Source organism: Brevibacterium sp. H602 (genome assembly GCF_051172395.1).
In the GTDB taxonomy this organism is placed as follows: Bacteria; Actinomycetota; Actinomycetes; order Actinomycetales; family Brevibacteriaceae; genus Brevibacterium.
In genome coordinates this window covers 36,006-58,609 of the sequence record NZ_JBPIZD010000021.1, presented here as the reverse complement: position 1 = coordinate 58,609, position 22,604 = coordinate 36,006, and the positions used below count along the sequence as shown (strand labels likewise).

The window sequence follows — 22,604 nt, the reverse complement described above, 5'->3', positions numbered from 1 at the left end:
ATGAGCAACGCCATCAGCCTCAACGGTCGTCTGGCCGCCCGCTGGGCCCGCCGTGCGGTCGACCGGCTGCGCAAGGAACGCACCGAGATCGACGAGCTCAACGTCTTCCCCGTCCCCGACGGTGACACCGGCACGAACATGTACCACACCCTGCGCGCCGCCTACCTCGCCGTCGAAGAGCTCACGGGACCCGTCACCCTCCCGCACGTCGTCGCCGCATTGGCCGCCGGAGCCGGACGCGGCGCCCGCGGCAACTCCGGACTCATCCTCGCCGTCGCCCTGCAGGGAGTCGCCGATGCCATGGCCGGAGTCACCGTGGCCACCGCCGACGCCATGGCCACCGCGCTGGAGACCGCGTCGGACCGGGCCCGGGCCGCCGTCGCCCGACCCGTCGACGGCACCATGCTCACCGTGCTCGACGCCATGGCCACCGAGGCCCGCGAACGCGCCGACGACGGAGCCTCCCTGATCGAGGTCATCGCGGCCGTGCGGGAACGCTCCCGCACAGCTCTGCGGGAGACCACCGGACAGCTCACCGTGCTGCGCGAAGCCGAGGTGGTCGACGCCGGATCGACGGGCATCGTCGAACTCTTCGACCTCCTCTACGCCACCGTCACCGGCCGCACCCCGCAGGATTCGATGCTCGCCGAGGTGGCCCGCGCCCCGAAGATCATCCACGAAGCCACCGCCGACGAACTCGAGATCGTCGCCATCCTGGCCACCGTCCCCACTGACTCCCTCGCCGAGGATCTCGACCGCCTCGGCGGGACCTCGATCGTCATCAATGCGGGCAAGGTCCACGTCCACGTCGCCGACGAAACGACCGCCGCGACCGTCATCGACCGCCTCGGCGAATATGGGATCGCCCGGCTCGATATGGAAGACCTGCGGATGCACGAGGAGGAGGGCGAGACGAAGCTCATCGTCCTGGTCAAGGGCACGGGACTGCTCATGCACACCGCGCTCAACGGGGCCACGGCGCTGACTCCGGAGGTGGGGGACCTGTTCGAGACGATGTCCGAACTCATCGCCGCCGAGGACCGTGAGGTCATCGTCATTCCCAGCTCCACCTCGGCGCTGAAGTCCCTGGCAGGGCTGGGGGCGCACGTCGTGCGCTCTCGCAACGTCGGCACCCTGCTCTCGGCCTTGGCCGTCTACGATCCCTTCGCCCCGGCGGGGGAGATCTTCGCGGATATGACCGAAGCGGCCGCGGGGACAAGGGTGGGCACGATCTATTCGGCCGATCAGCTCGCCACCGACCCGCCGACGGGGATGCTGCCGGTGATCAGCGAGGACGAAGGATCGACTGCGGGCGGCGTTGCGGGTGCGGCCACGGATCATCGTCCGAGTGGGGGCACGGCAGTGGCGGCTCATCCCGCGCAGTTCTACCGGGTCTTCATCGAAGGCCGCGCGAAGACCCAGAGCACGGAGCTGCGGACGTTGGTCGAGAAGCTCGCCGATCGGCTGCTCGGGGCCGGGGGAGAGCTGCTCACCGTCGTCCACGGACCCGACTGCGCACCGGAGGTGCTCGACCACCTGCGGGACTGGATCCAGAAGTCGCATGAGACCGTCCACTTCCAGGACATCGATGCCAGAGACTCCGGAGTGCTCGTGATCATGGGGGTCGAATGACGACCCGGCTCGAAGACAACTTCCGGCCGGCCGATCGGAAGAACCTCGCCAAGCGCGGGGTGCATTCGGTCACTGACCTGCTCCGCTTCTTCCCGCGCCGCTACCTCGTGCCCGGGGAGCGCACGGAACTCGGCGGCCTGCCGCTGGGGGAGACCGCGATCATCCAGGCCGAAGTCATCAAGGTGGAGACGCGGCGGATGAAGCAGCGGAAAGGCACGATCACCGAGGTCATCGTCCACGACGGGAAGCAGTCGATGAAGATCGCGTTCTTCAACCAGCACTGGTTGGAGAAGGCGCTGAAGCCGGGACTGACCGTCGTCTTCGGCGGCAAGGTGGAATCGTTCCGCGGGCAGCTGACCCTGGCGTCTCCGGTGTGGCTCAACCGCACCGAGGATGACCACGAGTGGACGCCCGAGGACCTCAACTCGCCGTTCCCCATCTACCCGGCCGTGAAGAAGATCGCGCAGTCCCGGCTGTGGAGTTCGATCAAGACCCTGCTCACCGTCGCAGGTGACGAGGAGTTCGAGGATCCGCTGCCGAAAGGGCTGCGCGACGCTCATGAACTGCCGGATCTGCGCACGGCGCTGGAGGACATGCACCGGCCGCGGAAGATCGAGGACGTCGAACGGGCCCGGCTGAGGTGGAAGTGGGAAGAGGCGCTCGCCCTGCAGACCGAGTTCGCTGCCCGCAAAGCGACTCTGGCCGCGGAGAAGGCGACGCCGCTGCTCACACAGGGGACGAAGAGCCGCCGCTTCGATGAGGAGCTGCCCTTCACCCTCACCGCATCCCAGGTCAGGGTCGGTGAGGAGATCGCCGAGGACATGGCCGCAGACCGGCCGATGCACCGGCTCCTGCACGGTGACGTCGGTTCCGGTAAGACACTTGTGGCCCTGCGAGCCATGCTCACCGCGGTCGACTCCGGTGCCCAGGCCGCCATGCTCGCCCCCACCGAGGTGCTCGCCACTCAGCATTTCCATTCGATCCAGACATTCCTCGACGAGCAGATGGCGTTGTCGCCGCTGCTGGCCGACGACGACCAGGTGACAGTGGCGCTGATGACCGGGTCGATGCCGGCGAAGGAGCGTCGCGAACTCGCGCTCGATCTCGTCGCCGGCAACATCGACATCGTCGTCGGCACGCATGCGCTGCTGTCGGCGTCGACGATGTTCTCCGATCTCGGTCTCATCGTCGTCGACGAACAGCACCGCTTCGGTGTCGAACAGCGGGAAGCGCTGCGCGCGAAGGGCGGGGACACGACCCCGCATACTCTCGTGATGTCGGCGACCCCGATCCCGCGCACCGTGGCGATGACGGTCTTCGCCGACCTCGATATCTCGACCTTGAAGGAGATGCCGGCCGGGCCGAAGGACGTCGCCACCCATGTGGTGCCGATCGTCGACCAACCTGCCTGGTACGTCCGGGTTCGGGAGCTCATGCGGCAGACCGTCGAGGCTGAGAAGGGGGTCTTCGTCGTCTTCCCGCGAATCGAACCGACGGATATCGAAGATCCGGAGTCCGGGGACGTAGTCGGACAGAAGCAGGGCATCGAAGACATCACACGGAAGCTGTCTGAGACCCCGGAACTGGCTGGTCTGAAGTTCGGTCTGCTGCATGGGCGGATGTCGACGGCGGAGAAGGACCGGGTGCTCGCGGACTTCGTCAAAGGCGACATCGAGATCCTCGTCTCGACGACGGTCATCGAGGTCGGCGTCGACGTGGCGAGGGCGACGATGATGGTCATCATCGAAGCCGAGAACTTCGGTGTCGCACAGCTGCACCAGCTGCGCGGACGCGTCGGACGTGACGGCAGCTCGGCCCTGTGCTTCCTGCTCACCGAGATGAGTGCCGAGGAAGAGAGCTATGGACGACTGCAGGCCGTCGCCGAGACGCTCGACGGTTTCGCCCTGGCCGAGTACGATCTCGACGCCCGAGGCGAAGGCGATGTGCTCAGCGGCTCCCAGTGGGGCGGATCCTCGCTGAGGCATCTGTCCATCCTCCGCGACTCCGAGATGGTCGCCGAAGCGAAGACGGTCGCAGAGCAGATCGTCGCCATCGACCCCACCCTCGAGGCGGTGCCCGCGCTCAAGGCCTTCATCAGGCGCGTCCTGCCCGAGGACGACGCCCACTTCATCGAGGCAGGCTGAGGGAGCAGATATGAGAATCATCGCCGGCGCGCACAAAGGTGCCAAACTGACGTCCCCATCGGGGGCGAACACCCGGCCGACGTCCGACCGCGTCAAGGAATCCCTGTTCTCCATGCTCGACGGCTACGGGGTGCTGCCTGCAGCGAACGTCCTCGACCTCTTCGCCGGTTCCGGTGGGCTCGGCTTCGAGGCGATGTCGCGGGGTGCAGCACAAGTCGACTTCGTCGACTCATCCCTGGCGGCGACCCGTGCTCTGGAATCCAATGCGGACAAGCTCGGTCTCGACCATTCGGCCGAAGTCCACACCGGGGACGTGCTCCACTTTCTCGGCGGACTGCCGGGACCGGAGAACCCGGAGTCACGAGTCTTCGACCTCGTGTTCATGGACCCGCCGTACCCGCTGGGGGAGGACGCGGTCACGCAGATCCTCAGACGGCTGAGCACACACCTGGACATGGAGTCCATCGTCGTGGTCGAACGTGCCGCGCGTTCGCCGGAGCCGACGATGCCCGACGGGCTCGAAGTGTTTCGGGCGAAGACCTTCGGCGAGACCGCGATCCACTTCGTCCAGCTCGCTGGCGAGGACGAAGCGAGCGCCGCAGAGGACTAGAGCACGCTGGAGAGGAACTTGCGCGTGCGCTCGTGCTGCGGGTTGTTGAAGATCTGGTCCGGAGGACCCTCTTCGAGCACCTGACCGCCGTCGAACATCATCACGCGGTGAGAGACGTCGCGGGCGAACTGCATCTCGTGTGTGACCAGCAGCATCGTGATGTCCGTGGTCTCGGCGATATCGCGCAGCACTCCGAGCACGTCCCCGACGAGTTCGGGGTCAAGGGCGGAGGTGACCTCGTCGAGGAGGAGGATCTCCGGGTTCATCGCCAGTGCCCGGGCGATCGCCACGCGCTGCTGCTGGCCGCCGGAGAGACGGGTCGGGTGAGCGTCGGCCTTGTCGGCCAAGCCCACGCGTTCGAGCAGTTCCTTGGCTTCCTTGGTCGCGTCTGCCTTGGACTTGCCGAGCACATGGACGGGAGCTTCGATGATGTTCTCGAGCACGGTCATGTTCGGGAACAGGTTGAACTGCTGGAAGACCATGCCGATGCGCGTGGTCATCTCACGCGTGCGCTTCTTCGGCAGTTCCACGCGTTTGCCGCCGCGGTCCTCGTGAGTCAGCGGCTGACCGTCGACGAAGATATATCCGCCGGTGAGCTCCTCGAGCGTCATCACAAGGCGCAGGATCGTCGTCTTGCCCGAACCGCTGGGCCCGATGAGTGTGACGCGCTCGCCTGGAGCCACTGTGAAGTTGAGGTCCTTGAGCACGGTGGTCGGGCCGAAGCTCTTCTCCACGTCCTTGAACTCGATCGCCGGTGTGCCTGCGCCGGGAGTGGAGGAATTGGCTGGGGTGTTCTCAGTAGGTAGCAAGGCGTCGGTCCAATCTCTGAATGAGCAGTGAGGTCGGGTAACTGGCGGCGAGGAAGATGATGCCCGCCAGAGTGAAGGCTTCCGTGTAGGCGAAGGTCGAACCGCCGAATTCCTTAGCAGCCGTGACGAGCTCGACGACGGAGATTGCGAACAGGAACGGGGTGTCCTTGAACATGGCGACTGCGTAGTTGCCCAGCGACGGGATGGTCGCCCGCAGCGCCTGTGGCAACACGATCGCGGTGAAGGTGCGGACCGGCGGCAGCGAGAGGGCAGTGGCGGCCTCGAACTGGCCCGGCGGGACGGCATCGATGCCTGCACGGTAGCTTTCGGACATATACGTTGAATAGTGGATGCCGATGACGATGAAGCCGATGACCAGAGCGGGCACATCGACGAGTCCTGGAATATCGGAGAACGCATAGTAGACGAACAGCAGCTGGACGACCAGAGGGGTGTTGCGGATGAACGCGACGATGAGTCGGACCAGCCAGTTGATCCAGCGCGGCAGACCGCGGATGGCCACGGCAAGGATGAGCCCGAGGACGACGGCGATGGCGGTGCCGACGACGGTGGCGATCAAGGTGTTGACGAAACCGCGGAGCAGAATCGGCAGGGCTTCGGCGGCGAATTCCCAGTTCCACATCAGAGGCCACCTCCCTGTCCTGGGAACGGACCTTTGGAGCGGTCAGCACCTTCACCAGCGGCAACGTGTGACTTGAGACGGTCTTGGCGCGCGGCATCGGCACGGGCTGCACGCCTGGCCTCACGACGATCGGTGCGAGAGTTCGGGCGACGACGGCCGAGGGCCTTCGTCGCTCTGCGTTCGAGGAAGTTCATGAATTCCTGGAGCAGCCATGCCAGTGCGAAGTAGATGAGGAGGCTGATCGAGTAGGCGAACATCGTGTCGCCGGTCGACTGGCGCAGCTGTTCGGTCTTGTCGGTGAGGTCGGAGAGCGTGATGAAGGAGACGACCGCCGTGCCCTTGAGCAGCTGGATGAGCAGGGTCGCCAGCGATGGGATCATGAGCGCCCAGGCCTGAGGGAAGATCACGCGGATCATCCGGCGGGTGGGGGAGAGGCTCAGCGCGATGGCTGCTTCCCACTGACCGGGGGCCACGGTCTTGATCGAGGACCGGACCACCTCGGCGGAATAGGCTCCGTAGTTGAGTGCCAGAGCGGCGACTCCGCAGGCCATAGGGTCGAAATCGACGCCGAGGAGCGGGAGCACGTAGAACAGCCAGAACAGCTGCACGAGCAGAGAAGTGCCGCGGAAGAACTCGACGACGATGCGGGCCGGGATGCGCAGCCAGGCGCTCGGCGAGGTCATCGTCAGACCGAGGACGAGTGCGATGAGGACGGCGCCGATGCTGCCGGCCACCGTGAGGATGATGGTTGTCTGAACTCCCTCCCACAGCTGTGGGAGGAAGTTCAGCAACGTGGAGACATTGTCATTCATGGTGCGTGAGAGGAACCGACTCAGGAGTCAGCGGTGGGAAGTTCGCCCTTGCACAGCTGATCGGTCGTGATCGAACCGTCGGGGCGCTCTTCGGCCGTGAAGCCGTAGTCGCCGACGGCGTCGAGGTAGGACTTCTCATCGGAGACGATCTTCTCCAGGCCCTTGTTCCATTCGTCGCGCAGTTCCTTGTCATCGCTGCGGAAGACCGTGGCACCGGCACCGACCTGTGGGACGCCGTCGATCTCCTGGACGAAGGAATCGCTGACTTCGACACCGGAATCTTCGGTGTTCTTCTCCATCCAGTTGAGCGAGATGGCGGTGAGCGCGAAGACATCGGCGCGGCCGGTGGTCACGGCGTCCATGCCGTCCTGCGGGGTACCGACCTGCTGAGTCTTGATACCGAGGTCCTTGGCGTAGTCGGATTCAATGGCACCGGTCATGGTGGCGAGCTTGACGCCCTTCTTCTTCACGTCATCGAGGTTCTTCATCCCGTCGAGCTTGCCCTCCTTAGTCATCAGGGCAGTGGTGTACATGAACTCGGGATCACCGAAGGACGCCTGTTCGCAGCGGTCGGGCAGGATCGACATGCCTGCCGAGATCGCATCGAAGCGATCGGCATTAAGACCAGGGATGAGCGAACCGAATTCGGTGTTGACGCCCTCGACGTCGTCGACGCCGAGCTCTTTGAACACGGCCTTGGCCAGTGCCACCGACGCTCCCTGGAGTTCGCCGCCCTCTTCGAAGCTGTATGGTGCCTCACCAGCGAAGCCGACAGTGATCTTTCCTTCGTCGACGGCCTTCTGCAGTGCGGACTCGTCGGAGTCGCTTCCGCCGCAGGCACCGAGAGTGAGCGTCAGCGCGAGAATCGATGTCGCGGCGGCCAGTCCTTTGAGTTTCATTTGCTGTTCCTTCCTTGAACGTCGACACATCAACGTGACGTGCGTCTCTGGAACAGTATTCAATACTTATGTTGTCCGAATGTCACACTGTCTGACAACGTTATATGATCGTGACCGTGATGAATCCTCCGACTTCCGAGCTGCCGGTGCTGCGCAAAGTGGTCCGCTCTTCGACGATCGACCTCATCGTCGACCAGATCCGCAACGCCATCTATTCCGGCTCGCTCGAGCCCGGTCAGTCGATCAACGAAGTGCGCACGGCCGAGCTGCTCGAGGTGTCGCGGCCGTCTCTGCGGGAGGCTCTGCAGCGCCTCATCAGCGAAGGTGTGATGACGCATGCTCCAGGACGAGGTGTGCATGTGAGACGGATGCGCACGGCCGATATCGACGACGTCTATGCCGTGCGGGAGGCGATCGAATCGCAGGCGGTCAAGCTCGTTGTCCGGGGCGGAAATTCGACGGCGCGGATCAGCCGCGCGCTGAGGGAGCTCGAGCGTGCGATCGAGGAGAATGTCGCGCGTACGATCGGCGACGCCGACCTCAACTTCCATCACTCGATCGTCGCGTGCTCCGGATCAGCGCGGCTGACCGACCTCATGAAGGTCTCGATGGTTCACACCCGCCTGCTGTCGCTGTCGGACAAGCGCGGATATGAGGTCCGGTGCGATGTCCTGGACAGTCACAGGAATCTCGCCGAGGCGGTCGCCGCCGGTGACGAACCCCGTTCCCTTGCCATCGTCGCCCGGGTGATGGCCGAGGCGGCCTCCCGCCTGCACGGAACGGTGGATGATTTCGACGGTCAAGTGGTCAAAGGCACCGACGCTGAGACACCCGCCGACGATCAGTGGCTGCGGCTGCGGCTGCGGGAACAGGCACACTGACGGTTGCGACCTCACGTGTCCGTGACACGGATCTGCCCGCCTCTGATCGGGGCAGACGATACGATGAGGGCATGAAGGTCGTCTGTCCCGGTTCCTATGACCCGATCACCATGGGTCATCTCGATATCATCGCCCGCAGCTCTCGGATGTTCGAAGAGGTCGTCGTGGCAGTGGTCCACAATCCTTCGAAGTCCGGTCGCTTCGACCCGGAGATCCGTGCCGACCTCATTCGCCAGTCCCTGGCCGAGGATCAACGCACTCAGAATGCGCAGAACATCACGATCGACCTCGTCTCCGGGGGCCTCCTCGTCGACTACTGCACGAGAATCGGCGCTCCCGCCGTCGTCAAGGGACTGCGGTCGGGCACCGACTTCGCCTACGAACTGCCGATGGCGCTGATGAACAAACACCTGTCCGAGCTCGAGACGATCTTCGTCCCCGGTGATCCGAAGTTCGAACACGTCTCCTCCTCACTCATCAAGGAAGTCCACGCGGGCGGCGGAAACATCGAAGGCCTCGTCCCCACCTCGGTGCTGGAGGCATTGGGCGGCCGCGGACCCGCGGCCGCGAACGACGACAGCGTCGTCTGAGGGATGAGCGCAGCCGCCGATCCTGCCAATAGGGCCTGGTTCACGGGCCTCGTCGTCCACACCGTCATCGCGCACGCGACGTACAACGGCGTCCGCGTCCTCATCTCCTACCGCACCCTGGAACTCGGCGGATCAGGAGTCGTCCTCGGTCTGATGACCGCGGTGTACTCACTCGTCCCGCTGCTCACCGCGCTCTTCGTCGGCCGCCTCGTCGACCGCGGATACGCCACAGCGGTGCTGTGGGTCGGCACCGCTCTGTCGATCCTGCCCGTCGCGCTCGCGGCCACCGCCCCCAACCTCGGCGTGCTGCTGGTCGCCACGATGAGCCTGGGCTTCGGGCAGCTGCTCACCACGGTCGCCTCCCAAGCGCTCATCCCGCAGAGCTTCCCCGCTTCGAAGCTCACCGCGAAGTTCGGCCACCTCACCCTCGGGGTCTCGATCGGACAGACCATCGGCCTGCCCCTGGCCGGCATGGTCGCCGACGCCACCTCGGGTGATACCGCGATCACGAACGCGCTGTGGTTCATGACCGCACTGTCGGCGCTCACCCTCATCGCCGCCGTCATCGTCATGCTCCGCGGTCGGACCCCTCACGTCTCCCGCGCCGAGGCGGCCGAAGGTGCCATCGCCCCGATGGCTCTGCTGTCGGTGCGGGGGATGAAGCCCGCGATCTTCGCGTCCATGGCCACGCTCGCCGCCGTGGATCTGATGACCGCCTACCTGCCGCTCATCGGTCAGCAGAACGGACTGACGGTGACAACGGTGACGTGGCTGCTTGCGGCACGGACCTTCGCCTCGGTGATCTCCCGGCTCTTCATCGGCTTCCTCACACGGAAGTGGCGGAATCTCTCCCTGCTGTGGACCGCCTCGGCGGCCGCTGGGCTCTGCGTGGTCCTCATCCCCGTGCTCAGCCAACCGTGGACGCTGGCGATCCTGCTCACGATCGCAGGCTTCTGCTTCGGTCTCACCCAGCCGCTGACGATGACCTGGGTGTCGACGCTCTCAGATCCGGCGAACCGGGCCGCGGTGCTGTCGATCCGCTTGGCGGGCAACCGACTCAGCCAGGTCGCGATCCCCTCGGCCGCCTCGGCGCTCACCGTCATCGCCGGTTCCGGGATAGTGTTCACGATCTCCGGCGCACTGCTCCTTCTGGCCGGCGGCGTCACCTTGCGCAACCAGCACGAGAAATGGTGAGCAGGAACACCTGCGCGGCGGGACGGACCCGATTGGTAATGGCCGCTGACAATGATTAGAATGGTGAGTCGCGTGTGAACGCAGGAGCGACATCCTCAAACGCACCAGGAGGACAGGGCATGAAGAACAGATCTGAATTCGTCTATGATCTCAGATCCATGGGATTGCTCGGTCATCCGGGTGAGTGGGAACGGGTGAACACCACCTTGTCGGCTCCAGCGGATCTCAAGATCGAAGTGATCGGGGTTGCGGAAGGTTCACCACTGACGCTCGAGCTGATGTTCGAGAGCGTGTCGGAGGGGATCTACGTGTCGGGAACAGTCTCGGCGACGGCCCGCGGCGAAGACGCGAGGACGCTCGAACCCATCGAGCTGCCTATAGATGTGGACATCCAGGAGATGTACGTCTATGAGCAGGCCGAAGGGGATGAGGACTCCTACGTCATCGACCGGGATCAGCTCGACCTCGAGCCCGCGATCAGAGACGCCGTCTTGATGGCTCTGCCGTTCAATCCCTCGCGGGATGAGAGCGAGGAGTTCAGCTACACCCTGGGGGAGGACCTCGAGGTGGACGAGGACGAATCCGAATCGCCGTTCGCATCATTGAAGAATCTGTTGGAAGAGAAGAAAGAGAGCTAGACGTGGCTGTTCCGAAGCGTAAATTGTCGCGCAGCAACACCCGCCACCGTCGTTCGCAGTGGAAGGCCAAGGCTCCGAACCTGGTCAAGACTGTGGAGAACGGTCGCGTTGTGTACTCGCGCCCCCACCAGGCCAAGGTCGTCGAAGACGCAGCCGGCACCCCGCTGTACCTCGAGTACAAGGGCCGCAAGGTCGCTGACGTCTGAGACTGTGGACACTGATACCACAGCAGCACTGAAGAAGAGTCTCGGGATCGATATTGATCCCGAGACTTTTCGTCTCGCGCTCACGCACCGCTCCTTCGCCTTCGAGGCCGGTGGGATCCCCACCAACGAGCGCCTCGAGTTCCTCGGCGACTCCGTTCTGGGCCTCGTCGCCACCGAATCGCTGTTCTACGACAACCCGGATCTGCCCGAAGGCCAGCTGGCCAAGATGCGTTCGGCCGTCGTCAACACGCGTGCCCTCGCGTCGATCGCCCGCCGACACGGCATCGGCGAGCACATCCTACTGGGCAAGGGTGAGGAACTGACCGGAGGCCGGAACAAGGACTCGATCCTCGCCGACACGGTCGAGGCCCTCATCGGCGCGACATTCGTCTCCCGCGGACGCGAAGAGGCCTTCGCCTTCGTCCACCGCCTCATCGACGGAATGCTCGACGACGCGGTCAACCTCGGGGCCGGGATGGACTTCAAGACCACCCTGCAGGAGGCCGCGGCGGACCTCGACCTCGGCGCCGTGAGCTACGAGATCACCTCGGCGGGTCCCGACCATGCGATGGTCTTCACCGCTACCGCGATGCTTGGGGCGAACAACTGGGGCGCCGGTGACGGTTCCTCGAAGAAGGCCGCCGAAGCCGCGGCCGCCGAGGTGGCCGTCAAAGCCATCCGCACCATCTACCCGGACTATCGGCGCTGAGCCTCACCGTGGTCTCCTTGTGCGCTCACGGGCGCATGCCTGATCGAATCGAGGGTCACTGATGCCTGAGCTTCCCGAGGTCGAAAGCGTCCGTCGCGGCGTCGACGAATGGACGGCCGGGACCACGATCACCGGCGCCGAGGTGGCCGACCCCCGAATTCTGGGCACGACGTCCCAGCGGCGCATCGATCCGTCTGCGGTCTCCGGGTTCGTTTCGGCCGTGACCGGGCAGCGGATTCTGCGTGCCGAGCGCCGTGGGAAGTTCATGTGGCTGAGCCTGGGGGAGGGGGCTGTGTCGTCCTCGGTCTCGGTCGCTTCATCTGTGCCGAGGCCCGAACTCGGCATCCTCGTGCATCTGGGCATGAGCGGACAGCTGCGCATCCACTCGCCCGACGAGGAGATCCACCGGCATACTCGTGCGGTTCTGCACCTCGACGGCGACCGCGAACTGCGTTTCGTCGACCAAAGGATCTTCGGCCATATCGGCGTCCAACCCCTCGTCCACGGGTACGGTCGACTCGTCCCCGCCTCGGCGGTGCACATCGCGGCCGATCCGCTCGAGCCCGCATTCGATCCGGAGGCCGTTGTCGGTGAACTGGCGAAGAAGCGCACCGCGATCAAGGCCGCGCTGCTCGACCAGACGCTCGTCAGCGGAATCGGCAACATCTATGCCGACGAGGCACTGTTCCGGGCGGGAGTCCACCCCTTGGCGGTGCCGGCACGGACACGCAAGAGCCGCCTCGTGGCGGTGCTCGAATCCGCGACGAAAGTGATGAGCGATGCCCTGGCCGTGGGCGGGACGAGCTTCGACGCTCTCTACGTCAATGTCAACGGCGAATCCGGATACTTCGATCGCGCGCTGCTCGTCTACGGGCGCGGGGGACAGGACTGCGTGCGCTGCGGGACCGAGATCGCCAAGATCACCGTCGGCGGGCGGGGCACTCACTTCTGTCCTGAGTGTCAGAAGGCCCCGCGGTACAGGTAGGCGGAGCAACCTGCTGGTGGCGTCGCAGCTGTTTGGCTTCGTTGCCGAGCCTCAGGCGCGGTGCACCCCAGCGGCCAAGAGCATCCCGCCCCTTTGCTCGCAGTCCCTCGCCTTCGCCGCAAGTCCTACAGTCAACGGTCCATCGGTCACCGGCAACGGCATGATGCACCGCTGCAGCGCGGTGAAATGAAACTCAGGGTGAAGGATGCCGGGCAGGAGAGGCTGTCGAGACCTCTGGCCTCAACGCAGTGAAGCGTAGACTCGGGCGAGAGGTCGCCACCTCGGCGCTCAGGCGGAGAGGAATGCTCATGTTCACGGTTCCAACGATCGCTGCAGGGATCGTGCTCCTGCTCGTCAGGGCAGTTCTGACGGTGGCCTTCGTCCGCGAGTTCATGGTCAAGGCCAAGGACATTCCGCGGTTCGCCAAAGCGGATGGGCTCAATGTTCCGACCGCATGGTTCGTCGCCATCGCCGAGCTTGCCGCCGCAGTCTCATTCGCCACCGGCGTCCTCGCGCAATGGGCCGGTCTCGGCGTCGTCGTGCTCATGCTCATCACGACGAGCCTGCACGTCTTCAAATGGCACTCGAAGTACTGGGCCTCGGCGGGAGGTCCCGAATACGACATACTCCTGCTGGTGCTGGCCGCGGTCATCACCGCATTCGGTGCCGGCCCGATCGCCATTCCGGCTCTGTTCGGGATGTAGTTGCGTCTGGGTTCGTCCGGCTCACGACGAACGAGTCAGCCGGCGGATGAAGACGAGGGTCGCCACCGTGAGCAGGCCGGGAATGACGAGGCCGAAGATGATGAACCCCGGCAGGCTGCCCAGACGATCGAGCATCCACTGGAAGTTCATCCCGAAGAACCCCGTCGCCAGAGTCAGCGGCAGAAAGATCGTCGCCACCAGAGTCAGCCGTTCGGACACGACGGAATCCTGTTCGTTGAGGATGTCGCCGAGCATCGCATAGAGACGCGTGGTCATCGACTGATTCGCCCCGAACGCCGCTGAAGCACGGGCGAGCAGCCGCTGATGGTCCTCGCCGAGGCTCTGCGCGAGCTCTTCCTCGTTCGACAGCAGCCTCTGCTGTGCGGCCTGGGTCTCACCGATCCGGAAGAGCTCGGCTCGCAGTCTCCCCATCGTCCGCCGCCGCGGTGAAGACGCGTAGCCCACGGACTGTGCTTCGAGCTCCTGGCACCGATCATCGATCTCGTCGAGTGCCTCTTCGCAGCGGCGCGCCACATTGAGAATGAGCTCGACGAGCACGGTCCACGTATCGCCGGCATCGGCAGGAAGCTTTCCCGCGATGGAGTCCAGGGCCTTCTTCTCACCGATGACGAGCAGGCCGCGCTCTCGGGCGTGGAGCTGCAGCGCGTGGTGGGCACGATCCTCGTCGAGGACCTGCAGCACGAGGCTGATCTGGTCGTCGACGACCGCAGCCATCGGCCGCCTCGGCGGAGGATGTGCGCTGTGCACCGTCAGGTCGAGGCTATTGGCCGCCTCATCCGTCAGCTCTCGGTCTTCGGGGGTGGCGAGAACGCAAGGAGTGCCGGCAGTGTGCTCACGCAGCGCCTCGATGCTGTCGATCACGATCATCAGTCTCGCCCTCCGTCTCTCGTCATCAGCGGTGCCGCATGCGAACACAGTACCAAGACGTCAGTGCCGGAATGCCCTCGCAAGATACGCTTTGTGGCCGTCGATGAGCGCGCGTTGCGCCTCGGTGTGGTCAGGCGGGGAGAGAAGGTTCGCGGGGTTCGTCGGAGACAACCACAGTGAGTCGATTTCGACGATCCGACCGTCTCGCAGGCGCGCTGCCGCAGCCAGCCGATAGCGCGAACCGGGAGCCGGTAGGAGGATGCGGTCGAGATCCCGCCAGGCGATCCGATGAGGTCTGCCGGTGAAGCCGCACCAGATGAACTCCTCGGGAGTGATCTCCAACCGCGCCCGGGCTCCTAAGTGGAAATTCACCCACGCGCCGATGAGCGCGATGACCGGTGCGAAGAGGAAGATGAGAAAGAAGGGTTCGGCGAAGATCGCCAGGATGATCACCGTGATGAACGCGAGAATCGCCATGAGGACGAGCATCCAGCCGATGAACTTCGAAATGTTCCCCTCGCGTCTGATGACTCTGTTCATCTATCGACTTCCTTTCCTTCAAACCACCTGACGGCGGCCCAGCAACCTCGCGCGAGGTAGCTGGGCCGCCGTCAGGTAGCAATTGGGGGTTAGTCCTTTGTTGAGGTGTCCTTGTCCGTGGTCTTGGCGGCATCCTCCGAAGACTCGGCCGGCTCGTCCTCGATCTGGAGTTCCGAGGTCTCGAGGCCGAAGATCTCGCCGTCGTACTCGTCGACCGCGGTGGCCACCGAGGTCTCGAGCACGTGTGCGGCCAGCTGCTCCTGGATGATGAGCGGATCCTTCGACAGGTCCTTCCACACCGCCACGCACAGCAGCAGCATGACGATGACGAACGGCAGGGCGGAGACGATCGTGATGTTCTTCAGCCCGTCGAGCGCCTCGGCGGGATCGGAACCGCCCGCCAAGAGCATCACCGCAGCCACGGCACCGGTCGCGGTGCCCCAGAAGATCACGAGGCCCTTGCCAGGTTCCTGCATGCCGTTGGCCGACAGGGTGCCCATGACGATCGACGCGGAATCCGCGCCGGTGACGAAGAAGATCGCGATGAGGACGACCGTGACGATCATCAGGATGATCGCAATGAGGTTCGGCAGCGGCAGAGCGCCGAGGAGGTCGAACAGGATCGTGTCCATGTTGATGTCCGGTTCGCCGTCGACGACCTTCGCCAGCGCCTTGACCGTGCCCTCGCCGCGCTCGGCGCGCTCCTGGATGCCGATGGCACCGCCGCCGAAGATCGCGAACCAGATGGTCGAGACGACGGAGGGGACGATGAGCACACCGGTGACGAACTGACGGACGGTGCGACCGCGCGAGATGCGCGCGATGAACAGTCCGACGAAGGGCGACCATGACACCCACCATGCCCAGTAGAAGACCGTCCACGACGACAGCCACTCATTGACACCCTGACCGTCGGCAGCCGTTCGGGACGCCAGCTGCGGCAGGTCCTGGATGAACGTACCCACCGAGGAGGGGATGACGTTGAGGATGAACAGCGTCGGTCCGCCGATGAAGACGATGAGGGCGACGATGACCGCGAGCACCATGTTGATGTTCGACAGCCACTGGATGCCCTTCTCCACACCCGAGACCGCGGAGGCGACGAATGCGGCCGTGAGGATCGCGATGATGATGACGAGCACCGGTGAGGTGACCTCGGACATGATGCCCGCGGACTCGATGCCGCCGCCGATCTGGATGGCGCCCAAACCCAGCGAGCAGGCCGAACCGAACAGAGTCGCGAGGATCGCAAGGATGTTGATGACCTTGCCGCCGATTCCGTTGACGGCGCGTTCGCCGAACACCGGGGTGAACATCGACGAGAACAGCTGCGAGCGTCCCAGACGGAACGAACCGTAGGCCACGCCGAGACCGACGATGGCGTACATCGCCCACGGGTAGAGCGTCCAATGGAACAGAGTCGTTCCCATGGACGTGCCCATCGCCTGGGGCGTGGAGCCGTCGACCGTGTTCGGGGGAGGCGACATGTAGAAGAAGAGAGGCTCGCCGACCGCGGAGAACACGAGTCCGATGCCCATGCCCGTGGCGAACATCATCGCGATCCACGAGGAGGTCTTGAACTCCGGCTTCTCATCGTCCTTGCCCAGAGGGATCCGACCGAACTTGCTGACGGCGACGACGATGACGAAGATCGTGAAGATCGTGGCGGCGATGACGAAGAGCCACCCGAAGTTGTCCATCACTCCGGTCAGCAGCGTACCCGCCACCGAACCGAGAGTCTCGGGGGAGACGAAGCCCCAGACGACGAACGCAACGGCGAGGATGCCGGCCGCGAAGAAGACCACCTTGTCCAGACCCTCACGTTTGAAGGGCCGGAGCGCGGTCGTCGGATGCTTCAGGTGCTCGATGAGCTCCTGAGTCTTGGTATGTTCACTGCTCATAGCGATCGGGCCGATCGGGGGCGGGTCCTCGGAGACGCGAATGAGAACGGGCTGCCGGCTCGGCGTTCCTTCCTTGTTGACTGCATCGGACGGTTGGCACAAGCAGGGGCCCTGCCGCGCACGACAGGGCCCCTCCCAGCTCCCCCGGCTGGGCTCGAACCAGCGACCCTTCGATTAACAGTCGAATGCTCTGCCAACTGAGCTACGGAGGAAAACGGCGCAGTCGCCTGCGCACGAGGAGAAACTCTACCAAAAGATTCGGGATCTCGCCGCCGCCTGCGGATATGCTGGTGCCCAATATGCATCTCAAAAGCCTGACACTGCGGGGATTCAAGTCCTTCGCCTCGGCGACGACCCTCCGATTCGAGCCGGGAATCACCTGCGTCGTCGGACCCAACGGCTCGGGCAAGTCCAACGTCGTCGACGCCCTGTCCTGGGTGATGGGCGAACAGGGTGCGAAGAATCTGCGCGGCGGAAAGATGGATGACGTCATCTTCGCCGGAACTTCGAAACGTCAGGCCCTGGGCCGCGCCGAGGTGACCCTGACCATCGACAACACCGACGGAGCCATCCCCGTCGATTACACCGAGGTGACCATCTCGCGGACCCTGTTCCGCACCGGCGGATCCGAATACGCCGTCAACGGGGCACCGGCGAGGCTGCTCGACATCCAAGAGCTGCTCAACGACTCCGGCCTGGGCAAGGAGATGCACGTCATCGTCGGACAAGGCCGCCTCGACGCGATCCTCCATGCCGATCCGCTGGAGAGGCGCAGCTTCATCGAAGAGGCCGCCGGGGTGCTCAAGCACCGACGCCGCAAGGACAAAGCGGTCCGCAAACTCACCGGACTGCAGACGAACCTCGACCGGCTCACCGATCTGCGCACCGAACTCAACCGGCAGCTGGGGCCCTTGGGGCGGCAGGCCGAGGCCGCTGCGAAGGCAGCGACCGTCCAGGCGACTCTGCGCGACGCCACCGCCAGACTGCTCGCCGACGATGCCGTGCGGATGCAGTCCTCCCTGGCCTCGACGAGCGAGGGCGAAGACCACAGCGACCGCATCGCCGAACTCGACCATCGCCGCACCCGCACCGAGGCGCGTCTGTCGGAGATCGAAGCGCGGCTGTCCGAACTCGACAGCGAGCTCGAAGTCCAGCGCACCGCCGAATCGCGGACTCAGACACAAGTCGTGCGTGCACAGGGGCTGAGCCAACGCGCCGCGGACAAGCGCTCCCACCTGCTCTCGGAGGTCACGAGCCTGGGGCAGAGGGAATCGAAGTCACCCGAAGAGCTGCGCGCTCAGGCCGAACGCAACCGCTCCGAACTCACCGACGCCGAGGCGGTCGTGACCGAGAAGACGACCGCACTCGAGGCCAGCCAACAGCGGAAGGAAGAGCTCACCCGAGCCCTGCGCACCGCCGAAGACGAGGTCAAGGCCGCACAGATCGCCATCACCGAGGCGGTGAAGAACCGCTCGGCGCTGCAGTCGAAGCAGACGCAGGCGGCTGAGCGGATCACCGACCTCAAGTCCCGGATCGAAGCCAACCGCGCAGAGATCGAAACCGTCACCGCCCGCATCGCCGAGCGCAGCAGGGAACTCGAATCGGCCGAGACCGGGGTCGAGGACGTCGAAGCCGGTGAGACCGAGCTCGACTCCGCGTATGAGGCGGCACAGGAGCGCCTCGAGAAATTGGAGGCCGAACGCACTGGCCTGCAGGAGCAGCGGGCACAGGTCGCGTCCGAACTGTCCTCGGCGAAGGCCCGCGCGGAAGCCCTGGCCTTGGGCACCGCCCTGGAAGCCGATCTCGAGGACATCGTCAATGCGGATCTGCCGGGAGTGCGCACAGCCGTGACCGAACGGCTGAGCGTCGACCACGGGTTCGAGATGGCCGCGGCCGCGGCTCTGTCGACGACGGTCTCCGGCGTCATTGTCGACGACAGCGAAGTGGCGCTGGCAGTGCTCGACCACCTCGGCGAGGACACGAACGTGTCCCTGACGATCCCAGCCGGTGCCGAACCTGCGGAAGGGAAGGGCGGCAGGAGTGCCCCTGAGGCCCTGCCGGAACTGCCGGAGCTGCCTGCGCTGGAAGGCCTGCGATGGCTCTCCGATGTCGTCGACAGCGACGTCCCCGAACTGCGTGCTCTGCTGGCCCGGGCTCTGCACGGTGTCGTCTGCGTCCCCGATGCGCGCACCGGAATCGAGCTGACCGAGGCCCGGCCCGAACTCACCGCTGTCACCGTCCACGGTGAAGTGCTTACCGCGACCCGCATCAGCCGGGCCCGGACCGCCTCGGGCACACGCCTGGCCTCGCAGACCGCTATCGAGGACACTCATTCCCTCATCGCCGATCTCGAAGACCGGGAGGGGAAGCTCGACGCCTCCGTGAGGGAACTCGAACCGCGCCTGACCGCGGCACGTGAGGAATCGGCCGCAGCCCTCGATGCTCTCCACTCCTCGGATGCGAAGATCATGGCCGCGGCCGAGGAGGTCTCGCGCATCACCGGTGAGATCGGTGTGGCTCGCACTCGCCTGCAGCGCGCGCAGGAGAACGCGACCGAACTCGAATCCCGCCTCGCCGTCGCCGAACGCGACTCTCAGTCGGCTGCGGCGGCACTGGCCGGTGCCGCCGAGGTCGACGAAGTCGTCGATACCGCCGCTCGGGATGAACTCAGCGCACAGGTCGCCCAAGCTTCGGAAGACCTCGTCGAAGCCCGTATCAGTCACCGGTCGGCTGCCGACCGGGCCCGGTTCTTAGGCGACCGAGTGGAATCCCTCCTGCGGGCTGCGAAGGCCGAAGAAGTGGCGCGGGAGCAGACGCAGCGCACGATCGCGAAGAAGAAGCGCGCGGCCGCCTCGGTGCAGCTCATCGCCGAAACCGCGGCCGAAGCCGCGGAGCTGGCCACCTCCACGGTGGCCGAGCTCGGTGAGGCGATCCAGGTCCTCGTCGACGAACGCGGCGGTCTGCGCGAAGAGAAGGGCCGCCTCGGCGAGGAATTGGGGTCGACCCGAACCCAGCTGCAGAAGCTCAAAGACGCCGCCGCCGAAGCCGAACTCGCGAAGGAGCGTTTCCGGCTGAAGCTGGAGGAGATCGCGCACCGATCGGAGGAGGAGACGGGGTTGGGAATCGACCGCCTCATCGACGAATTCGGGCCGCATCTGCCCGTTCCGTCGTTCGAAGAGGACGTCGAGGACCGGCCGTATGTGCGCGCCGAGGTGGAGAAGCGGCAGAAGCAGGCGGCGTCGCAGCTCAAGCGCATCGGCACGGTCAATCCGCTCGCGCTCGAGGAGTACGAGGCGCTGAAGGAACGGCATCAGTTCCTCGAGAAGCAGATCGCGGACATCGAATCCTCCCGCAAGGACCTCATGCAGCTCGTCGAGGAGGTCGATCGGCACGTCGAACGCGTCTTCGCGGAAGCCTATGCCGATACGGCGCGGGAGTTCGAGGACATCTTCTCGCGTCTGTTCCCCGGCGGTGAAGGCGCACTGAGCCTGACCGATCCGAACGATATGCTCACCACCGGCGTCGACGTGCACGCTCGCCCGGCCGGCAAGAAGGTCAAGCGTCTGTCTCTGCTCTCCGGAGGGGAGCGGTCGCTGGTGGCTGTGGCCATGCTGGTCGCGATCTTCAAAGCTCGGCCGAGCCCGTTCTACGTCATGGACGAGGTTGAGGCGGCCCTCGACGATCTCAACCTCTCGCGCCTGCTCACGGTGTTCAAGGAGCTGCAGGATTCCTCGCAGCTCATCGTCATCACCCACCAGAAGCGGACGATGGAGATCGCCGATGCCCTCTACGGAGTGACGATGCACGGCGATGGGGTGTCGAAAGTCATATCGCAGCGGATCCCGTGATCGGCAGTCCGCTCTTCGGCCGGCGCGCCCGAGGTGGCAGGCCCGCCGCTGGGGCACAAGGCCGTTTGACGGTGATGCCCAGGACAGTCCCAGGGAATTTTGCAACTGCCGCACGGCGGGCGAGCACAATAGTCGTGTCCGGGGACTATAGACTTGGGCCGAGACACAGGTATTCGAAGAACGTGAGGAGCGGGACGTCCATGGCCGAGGCTGCTGTACTGCGAGGTGGCTCGAGGGCATGAATTCGGTACTTGTCATCATCGTCGGACTCGCGATCTCCTTCGCCCTGGCACTCGTCGTCGTCCTTCTCGTGGCTCTGCCCGGCCTGCGCGCCGAAGGACGCCTGCGATACTCCTCCGACGTGCAGCGATTCCGTCTGCCGCCCGAGTGGACCGGCTACGACGACGAAGTCCACGAATTCTTCGGCCATGATGACGGCACCTCGCACCTGGCGACCAGGGAACAGGCGGCGGTGACCGCGATCCGCGATCACTCCTATGTGCTCCGGCCGCAGCCCCGACGCCATGCCGCGCCCTCGCTCATCACGGTCCGCCCGCGCACCCGCCACTGGAAGATCCCCGAGTCGGGAACAGGGTGGAAGACCACCGCCGGGCTGCTCTTCGGCAGCCGCGGATCCTGACCTGAGACCCATGCGGCCTCGAGTGGTCGAGGCCCGCGACAATGGAGACCGCGCCGACTGATTCCGGCGCGCTCACCGACACACTGACACCACCGGAAGAGTCCGGGAACTCGAGTGCGGGCGGCCCGAACGGCGGCACTCAAAGGAGGACGGAAGAACCATGGATCAGCCGATCATCTTGCTCATCGTCGCGGCGATCGTGTTCGCTCTCGTCGTCGGCGTGGGCATCTCGCTGCGCGTCAACGCGCGCAAGAAGGGCCTCGATGACAGACGCGGCATCGATGCGGAGGTCACCGGTGAGCTGAGCATCGATGACGTCGCCGAGGCGGTCGAGAAGGACAAAGCCGAAGCGCGCGGTTCCGAGGTCCCCACCGAACCGGCCAGCCGCCTCGTCCGCCTGCGTGAGCGCCTGGCGAAGTCGAACAGCGGGCTCGGGCGCGGACTGCTCAACCTCCTCTCCCGTGACAATCTCGACGAGTCCGCCTGGGAGGAGATCGAGGATACGCTCATCCTCGCCGACGTCGGCGTCGAACCGACGACCGAGCTCGTCGACCGCCTGCGCGAACGCGTCAAGGTGCTCGGCACCCGGGATCCCGAAGAGGTCCGCGGGCTGCTGCGCGAAGAGCTCATCAAACTCGTCGATCCGACGATGGACCGCTCGCTCGCCGATACCGGCAAGGACGGCGACCCCTCGGTCATCCTCGTCGTCGGGGTCAACGGTGCCGGGAAGACGACGACGGTGGGCAAAATCGCCCGCGTGCTCGTCGCTGAGGACAAGTCCGTGCTGCTCGGCGCCGCGGACACCTTCCGCGCCGCCGCGGCCGAACAGCTGTCCACATGGGGTGAACGTGTCGGCGTCGAAACCGTGCGCAAGGAAGAAGGCGCCGATCCCGCCTCGGTGGCCTACTCAGCCGTCGAGAAGGGACAGGCCGACGGTTCCGACGTCGTCCTCATCGACACCGCCGGACGTCTGCAGAACAAACGCGGACTCATGGACGAACTCGGCAAGGTCAAACGAGTGGCCACCCGACCGCTGGGGGAGGGCCACGAGATCGACGAGGTGCTCCTCGTCCTCGATGCGACCACCGGTCAGAACGGCATGCAGCAGGCGAAGGTCTTCGCCGAGGCGGTCGACATCACCGGGATCGTGCTCACCAAGCTCGACGGCACAGCGAAGGGCGGAATCGTCGTTGCCGTCCAGCGTGAACTCGGGGTGCCGGTCAAACTCATCGGCCTCGGCGAAGGCGCGGACGACCTGGCGCCATTCACCGCCGAAGGGTTCGTCGACGCCCTGCTCGACTGAGGGCTGATTGAACGCTCAGCAGTCCCGA

21 protein-coding genes and 1 tRNA gene are annotated in these 22,604 nt (G+C 65.1%); 14 read left to right on the top strand and 8 right to left on the bottom strand.

The features are described 5' to 3' along the window. Genes ACSBQT_RS14675 through rsmD form a run of 3 tightly spaced genes read left to right on the top strand, consistent with a single transcriptional unit; the run spans position 1 to position 4,386 of the window. Positions 1–1,632: a DAK2 domain-containing protein gene (locus tag ACSBQT_RS14675; protein WP_410711195.1), complete on the top strand. Its 1,632-nt coding sequence runs from the start codon at positions 1–3 to the stop codon at positions 1,630–1,632. Beyond that, positions 1,629–3,776: an ATP-dependent DNA helicase RecG gene (locus tag ACSBQT_RS14670; RefSeq protein WP_410711196.1), complete on the top strand. Its 2,148-nt coding sequence runs from the start codon at positions 1,629–1,631 to the stop codon at positions 3,774–3,776. The genes ACSBQT_RS14675 and ACSBQT_RS14670 overlap by 4 nt, the downstream gene beginning before the upstream one ends. A 10-nt stretch (positions 3,777–3,786) precedes the next feature. After that, a complete protein-coding gene (gene rsmD, locus ACSBQT_RS14665; RefSeq protein WP_370034620.1) occupies positions 3,787–4,386 on the top strand; it encodes a 16S rRNA (guanine(966)-N(2))-methyltransferase RsmD in 600 nt (199 codons plus the stop codon). Here the strand turns inward: rsmD and ehuA are convergent. From ehuA to ACSBQT_RS14645, 4 genes are read right to left on the bottom strand one after another with little or no spacing between them, the layout of a single operon-like run. Further along, positions 4,383–5,195 (bottom strand): ectoine/hydroxyectoine ABC transporter ATP-binding protein EhuA, encoded by an 813-nt coding sequence (gene ehuA / locus ACSBQT_RS14660; RefSeq protein ID WP_435001948.1) that lies wholly within the window; start codon positions 5,193–5,195, stop codon positions 4,383–4,385. The two genes, rsmD and ehuA, sit on opposite strands and share 4 nt — an antisense overlap. After that, on the bottom strand, positions 5,182–5,838 hold the full coding sequence (gene ehuD, locus ACSBQT_RS14655) for an ectoine/hydroxyectoine ABC transporter permease subunit EhuD (protein ID WP_173155948.1): 657 nt from the start codon (positions 5,836–5,838) through the stop codon (positions 5,182–5,184). The genes ehuA and ehuD overlap by 14 nt, the downstream gene beginning before the upstream one ends. Next, a complete protein-coding gene (gene ehuC / locus ACSBQT_RS14650) occupies positions 5,838–6,650 on the bottom strand; it encodes an ectoine/hydroxyectoine ABC transporter permease subunit EhuC (RefSeq protein ID WP_410711199.1) in 813 nt (270 codons plus the stop codon). The genes ehuD and ehuC overlap by 1 nt, the downstream gene beginning before the upstream one ends. A 20-nt stretch (positions 6,651–6,670) precedes the next feature. Then, entirely contained in the window at positions 6,671–7,549 is an 879-nt protein-coding gene (locus tag ACSBQT_RS14645; RefSeq protein ID WP_410711200.1) for a transporter substrate-binding domain-containing protein, read from the bottom strand. Between the two features lie 119 nt (positions 7,550–7,668). Here ACSBQT_RS14645 and ACSBQT_RS14640 point away from each other — a divergent pair, with 119 nt between their 5' ends. From ACSBQT_RS14640 to ACSBQT_RS14605, 8 genes are all read left to right on the top strand, one after another. Further along, complete coding sequence (locus ACSBQT_RS14640; RefSeq protein ID WP_410711201.1) at positions 7,669–8,430, top strand: GntR family transcriptional regulator; 762 nt, start codon at positions 7,669–7,671, stop codon at positions 8,428–8,430. Between the two features lie 71 nt (positions 8,431–8,501). Next, positions 8,502–9,020, top strand: a complete 519-nt coding sequence (gene coaD / locus ACSBQT_RS14635) for a pantetheine-phosphate adenylyltransferase (protein ID WP_410711202.1) — start codon at positions 8,502–8,504, stop codon at positions 9,018–9,020. Between the two features lie 3 nt (positions 9,021–9,023). Beyond that, positions 9,024–10,214 carry an MFS transporter gene (locus ACSBQT_RS14630; RefSeq protein ID WP_435001947.1) on the top strand — a complete coding sequence of 397 codons (1,191 nt, stop codon included), beginning with the start codon at positions 9,024–9,026 and terminating at the stop codon, positions 10,212–10,214. A 74-nt stretch (positions 10,215–10,288) separates the two neighbouring features. After that, entirely contained in the window at positions 10,289–10,852 is a 564-nt protein-coding gene (locus ACSBQT_RS14625; protein ID WP_435001946.1) for a YceD family protein, read from the top strand. 2 nt (positions 10,853–10,854) lie between these two features. Next, on the top strand, positions 10,855–11,058 hold the full coding sequence (gene rpmF / locus ACSBQT_RS14620; protein WP_025777330.1) for a 50S ribosomal protein L32: 204 nt from the start codon (positions 10,855–10,857) through the stop codon (positions 11,056–11,058). Between the two features lie 4 nt (positions 11,059–11,062). Next, the gene (gene rnc, locus ACSBQT_RS14615; protein ID WP_025777329.1) at positions 11,063–11,767 is read left to right on the top strand and encodes a ribonuclease III; all 705 of its coding nucleotides are present in this window, start codon (positions 11,063–11,065) and stop codon (positions 11,765–11,767) included. A gap of 61 nt (positions 11,768–11,828) precedes the next feature. After that, entirely contained in the window at positions 11,829–12,752 is a 924-nt protein-coding gene (gene mutM / locus ACSBQT_RS14610) for a bifunctional DNA-formamidopyrimidine glycosylase/DNA-(apurinic or apyrimidinic site) lyase (RefSeq protein WP_435001945.1), read from the top strand. A 308-nt stretch (positions 12,753–13,060) separates the two neighbouring features. After that, the gene (locus ACSBQT_RS14605) at positions 13,061–13,456 is read left to right on the top strand and encodes a DoxX family protein (RefSeq protein WP_410711205.1); all 396 of its coding nucleotides are present in this window, start codon (positions 13,061–13,063) and stop codon (positions 13,454–13,456) included. Positions 13,457–13,477: 21 nt separating this feature from the next. Here ACSBQT_RS14605 and ACSBQT_RS14600 read toward each other — a convergent pair whose 3' ends face one another. From ACSBQT_RS14600 to ACSBQT_RS14585, 4 genes are all read right to left on the bottom strand, one after another. Then, positions 13,478–14,338 (bottom strand): CorA family divalent cation transporter, encoded by an 861-nt coding sequence (locus ACSBQT_RS14600; protein ID WP_410711206.1) that lies wholly within the window; start codon positions 14,336–14,338, stop codon positions 13,478–13,480. Between the two features lie 66 nt (positions 14,339–14,404). After that, a complete protein-coding gene (locus ACSBQT_RS14595; RefSeq protein ID WP_435001944.1) occupies positions 14,405–14,884 on the bottom strand; it encodes a DUF3784 domain-containing protein in 480 nt (159 codons plus the stop codon). A gap of 89 nt (positions 14,885–14,973) precedes the next feature. Beyond that, positions 14,974–16,785, bottom strand: coding sequence for a BCCT family transporter (locus ACSBQT_RS14590; RefSeq protein WP_410711208.1), 1,812 nt, complete (start codon positions 16,783–16,785; stop codon positions 14,974–14,976). Between the two features lie 139 nt (positions 16,786–16,924). Further along, positions 16,925–16,997, bottom strand: a tRNA-Asn gene (locus ACSBQT_RS14585). A gap of 87 nt (positions 16,998–17,084) precedes the next feature. On the opposite strand from ACSBQT_RS14585, the gene smc reads away from it, so the two are divergent. The 3 genes from smc to ftsY all read left to right on the top strand — a co-directional run bounded on the left by smc (position 17,085) and on the right by ftsY (position 22,576). Beyond that, on the top strand, positions 17,085–20,633 hold the full coding sequence (gene smc, locus ACSBQT_RS14580) for a chromosome segregation protein SMC (RefSeq protein WP_410711209.1): 3,549 nt from the start codon (positions 17,085–17,087) through the stop codon (positions 20,631–20,633). Positions 20,634–20,871: 238 nt separating this feature from the next. Further along, entirely contained in the window at positions 20,872–21,273 is a 402-nt protein-coding gene (locus ACSBQT_RS14575; RefSeq protein ID WP_039210980.1) for a hypothetical protein, read from the top strand. Between the two features lie 160 nt (positions 21,274–21,433). Continuing rightward, entirely contained in the window at positions 21,434–22,576 is a 1,143-nt protein-coding gene (gene ftsY, locus ACSBQT_RS14570) for a signal recognition particle-docking protein FtsY (protein WP_101544616.1), read from the top strand. Positions 22,577–22,604 lie beyond the last annotated feature (28 nt).

What these genes read in the sequence shown, in the direction of transcription:
- ACSBQT_RS14675 (WP_410711195.1), top strand. Translation starts at nt 1, where the DNA reads ATGAGCAACGCCATCAGCCTCAACGGTCGTCTGGCCGCCCGCTGGGCC.
- ACSBQT_RS14670 (WP_410711196.1), top strand. Translation starts at nt 1,629, where the DNA reads ATGACGACCCGGCTCGAAGACAACTTCCGGCCGGCCGATCGGAAGAAC.
- rsmD (WP_370034620.1), top strand. Translation starts at nt 3,787, where the DNA reads ATGAGAATCATCGCCGGCGCGCACAAAGGTGCCAAACTGACGTCCCCA.
- ehuD (WP_173155948.1), bottom strand. Translation starts at nt 5,838, where the DNA reads ATGTGGAACTGGGAATTCGCCGCCGAAGCCCTGCCGATTCTGCTCCGC.
- ehuC (WP_410711199.1), bottom strand. Translation starts at nt 6,650, where the DNA reads ATGAATGACAATGTCTCCACGTTGCTGAACTTCCTCCCACAGCTGTGG.
- ACSBQT_RS14645 (WP_410711200.1), bottom strand. Translation starts at nt 7,549, where the DNA reads ATGAAACTCAAAGGACTGGCCGCCGCGACATCGATTCTCGCGCTGACG.
- ACSBQT_RS14640 (WP_410711201.1), top strand. Translation starts at nt 7,669, where the DNA reads ATGAATCCTCCGACTTCCGAGCTGCCGGTGCTGCGCAAAGTGGTCCGC.
- coaD (WP_410711202.1), top strand. Translation starts at nt 8,502, where the DNA reads ATGAAGGTCGTCTGTCCCGGTTCCTATGACCCGATCACCATGGGTCAT.
- ACSBQT_RS14630 (WP_435001947.1), top strand. Translation starts at nt 9,024, where the DNA reads ATGAGCGCAGCCGCCGATCCTGCCAATAGGGCCTGGTTCACGGGCCTC.
- mutM (WP_435001945.1), top strand. Translation starts at nt 11,829, where the DNA reads ATGCCTGAGCTTCCCGAGGTCGAAAGCGTCCGTCGCGGCGTCGACGAA.
- ACSBQT_RS14605 (WP_410711205.1), top strand. Translation starts at nt 13,061, where the DNA reads ATGTTCACGGTTCCAACGATCGCTGCAGGGATCGTGCTCCTGCTCGTC.
- ACSBQT_RS14595 (WP_435001944.1), bottom strand. Translation starts at nt 14,884, where the DNA reads ATGAACAGAGTCATCAGACGCGAGGGGAACATTTCGAAGTTCATCGGC.
- ACSBQT_RS14590 (WP_410711208.1), bottom strand. Translation starts at nt 16,785, where the DNA reads ATGAGCAGTGAACATACCAAGACTCAGGAGCTCATCGAGCACCTGAAG.
- smc (WP_410711209.1), top strand. Translation starts at nt 17,085, where the DNA reads ATGCATCTCAAAAGCCTGACACTGCGGGGATTCAAGTCCTTCGCCTCG.
- ACSBQT_RS14575 (WP_039210980.1), top strand. Translation starts at nt 20,872, where the DNA reads ATGAATTCGGTACTTGTCATCATCGTCGGACTCGCGATCTCCTTCGCC.
- ftsY (WP_101544616.1), top strand. Translation starts at nt 21,434, where the DNA reads ATGGATCAGCCGATCATCTTGCTCATCGTCGCGGCGATCGTGTTCGCT.